At 65.5% G+C, this 2,086-nt stretch carries 3 protein-coding genes, 1 tRNA gene and 1 pseudogene; 3 read left to right on the top strand and 2 right to left on the bottom strand.

Going from position 1 to position 2,086, the window contains the following annotated elements; genetic code table 11:
* Positions 1–71: 71 nt before the first annotated feature.
* Entirely contained in the window at positions 72–260 is a 189-nt protein-coding gene (locus AX690_RS22585; RefSeq protein ID WP_066680309.1) for a hypothetical protein, read from the bottom strand.
* A gap of 341 nt (positions 261–601) precedes the next feature.
* Between AX690_RS22585 and AX690_RS00760 the strand changes: the two genes are divergently transcribed.
* The 3 genes from AX690_RS00760 to nusG all read left to right on the top strand — a co-directional run bounded on the left by AX690_RS00760 (position 602) and on the right by nusG (position 1,630).
* Positions 602–677, top strand: a tRNA-Trp gene (locus AX690_RS00760).
* Between the two features lie 64 nt (positions 678–741).
* Entirely contained in the window at positions 742–1,062 is a 321-nt protein-coding gene (gene secE / locus AX690_RS00755) for a preprotein translocase subunit SecE (protein WP_066680310.1), read from the top strand.
* 10 nt (positions 1,063–1,072) lie between these two features.
* Positions 1,073–1,630, top strand: coding sequence for a transcription termination/antitermination protein NusG (gene nusG, locus AX690_RS00750; RefSeq protein ID WP_010921038.1), 558 nt, complete (start codon positions 1,073–1,075; stop codon positions 1,628–1,630).
* A 215-nt stretch (positions 1,631–1,845) separates the two neighbouring features.
* Here the strand turns inward: nusG and AX690_RS23500 are convergent.
* Positions 1,846–1,956 (bottom strand): annotated as a pseudogene (locus AX690_RS23500) (hypothetical protein); the annotation flags it as partial.
* Between the last annotated feature and the right edge of the window lie 130 nt (positions 1,957–2,086).

Below are 2,086 nucleotides of genomic sequence, written 5' to 3'. Positions count from 1 at the left end.
GTTCCCGCACCCCCTGGGTCCCGGATAGCCTCTGCGAGGCTTCCGGGATGACACGGGATTTGAGGCTGGAGTTAGCTCTCGCCGGTCCCAGGGTCGGTTTCCGTCTTCGGCGACTGGCTACTGTCGGCCGCGCCGGGCGGCTCGGTCGCTGGACGCGGCGGCTGGCCTTCGGGCGAGTCGGTCCGCTGGTTCTCCTGTTCCACCTCCCGATTCGACGGGCGATCGGTGGGCGAGGACGGCTGGCTGTTGATCGTGGGCATGGCGGAAAAACGCCTGGCGGGGCCGTTCGATCCGCGTTTCTTCTTCCTCCCCCATCGGGGGAGGGGGACCGGCGAACGCCGGTGGAGGGGGCTTCGCGCCCGCGCCGAACCGCTTGCCGGACCCCCTCCGTCCCGCCGCGTATTCGCGGCGATCCACCTCCCCCTAATGGGGAGGACGATCCACAAAATCTCCAATCTCCAGCGCGCCGCTTGCCCGCCGCATGCGACCCTGCTAAATGGCGCGGCTCTGGCGACAGAACATGGCGCGCCGAGGCTTTGAAGCCTTCCGGCGCGCTGTCTGTCTCTGGATGTCCGTCGGCCCGAAAGGGCGGTCGGTCCGCAGGAGTGTAGCTCAGCTGGTAGAGCATCGGTCTCCAAAACCGAGGGCCGGGGGTTCGAGTCCCTCCACTCCTGCCACTATATGTATCCGACGGGTCGCTCGAAGGCCCGCTCGTCTAAGAAAGTCGTGAGCTTCAAGAGCATGGCCAGGAAACCGGGATCCAGCCCGTCCGCGATGAAGAACCGCGCCGCCAAGACGGCCGCGGCGATGTCGCCCGCCGGCGCCGCGAGCGCCGCCGCCGCCGCTCCCGCCGCCCCCAAGAAGCGCACCAGCCCGGTCCAGTTCTTCCGCGAAGTCCGCGCCGAGGCCCGCAAGATCACCTGGACCAGCCGCAAGGAGACCTGGATCACCTCGGTGATGGTCTTCATCATGGTGGTGATGGCGTCGCTGTTCTTCCTGGCGGTCGATGGCGGCCTGGGCTTTGCCGTGAACCAGCTTCTGAAGCTGGCCACCGCGAGATAAGATAGAGACGATGAGCACCGAAACCGCCTCGAACCCGAACCACAAGTGGTACATCGTCCACGCCTACTCGAACTTCGAGAAGAAGGTGGCCGAGAGCATCCGCGAGCAGGCCAAGAACCAGGGCCTGGAGGAGAACTTCTCCGAGATCCTGGTGCCGACCGAGGACGTCGTCGAGATCCGCCGCGGCCGTAAGGTCAACGCCGAGCGCAAGTTCTTCCCGGGCTACGTCCTGGTGAAGATGAACCTCTCGGACGAAGCCTACCACCTGATCAAGAACACCCCGAAGGTCACGGGCTTCCTGGGCAGCGGCTCCAAGCCGATGCCGGTCTCGGAAAAGGAAGTCCAGCGCATCATCGGCACGATCGAGGAGGGCGTCGCCGCTCCGAAGGCCGTGGTCCTGTACGAAGTGGGCGAGAACGTCCGCGTCACCGACGGCCCGTTCGCCAGCTTCAACGGCTCGGTCGAATATGTCGACGAGGAAAAGGCCCGCCTGCGCGTCACCGTCTCGATCTTCGGCCGCGCCACCCCGGTCGAGCTGGAATACAATCAGGTCGAGAAGATCGCCTAACAGCGGTTCTCCGACCCGAAGCTTCGAAAGCCCCGCGCCCGCAAGGCGCGGGGCTTTTGCTTTGCGCGGTGGGTCGAAAGTTATCCACAGAGTGATCCTTCTCCCCTTGCGGGAGAAGGTGGCCCGAAGGGCCGGATGAGGGGTTTCTGGGCGCCGCCATGCTCAAGCCTCCAAGAGATGTAAGGTTGGCTCCGACCTCGCGGAGGTCGGTCACGAACCCCTCTCCCAGAGGGAGAGGGCGGGGCCCGCCGCGAAGCGGTGGGAGGGAGAGGGGTTACGAGGTTCGACGGCGCGCCGGCGCTCCGTCCGACGCCGTACCCCCTCACCCCAACCCTCTCCCTATGGGAGAGGGGGCGATGTTTGGGTTCGACACGTTGTTGATCCGGTAAACACCCATCTCTGAACCAGCGTAAGCCCACACCAGCGGCCTATCCTGTTATCCCCATCCCCCTAGAC

The organism is Caulobacter sp. CCH9-E1, from assembly GCF_001556515.1.
In the GTDB taxonomy this organism is placed as follows: domain Bacteria; phylum Pseudomonadota; class Alphaproteobacteria; order Caulobacterales; family Caulobacteraceae; genus Caulobacter.
The sequence above is the reverse complement of the archived record's forward strand: the minus strand, read 5'-3'. Positions and strand labels throughout refer to the sequence as shown.

What these genes read in the sequence shown, in the direction of transcription:
- nusG (WP_010921038.1), top strand. Translation starts at nt 1,073, where the DNA reads ATGAGCACCGAAACCGCCTCGAACCCGAACCACAAGTGGTACATCGTC.
- AX690_RS22585 (WP_066680309.1), bottom strand. Translation starts at nt 260, where the DNA reads ATGCCCACGATCAACAGCCAGCCGTCCTCGCCCACCGATCGCCCGTCG.
- secE (WP_066680310.1), top strand. Translation starts at nt 742, where the DNA reads ATGGCCAGGAAACCGGGATCCAGCCCGTCCGCGATGAAGAACCGCGCC.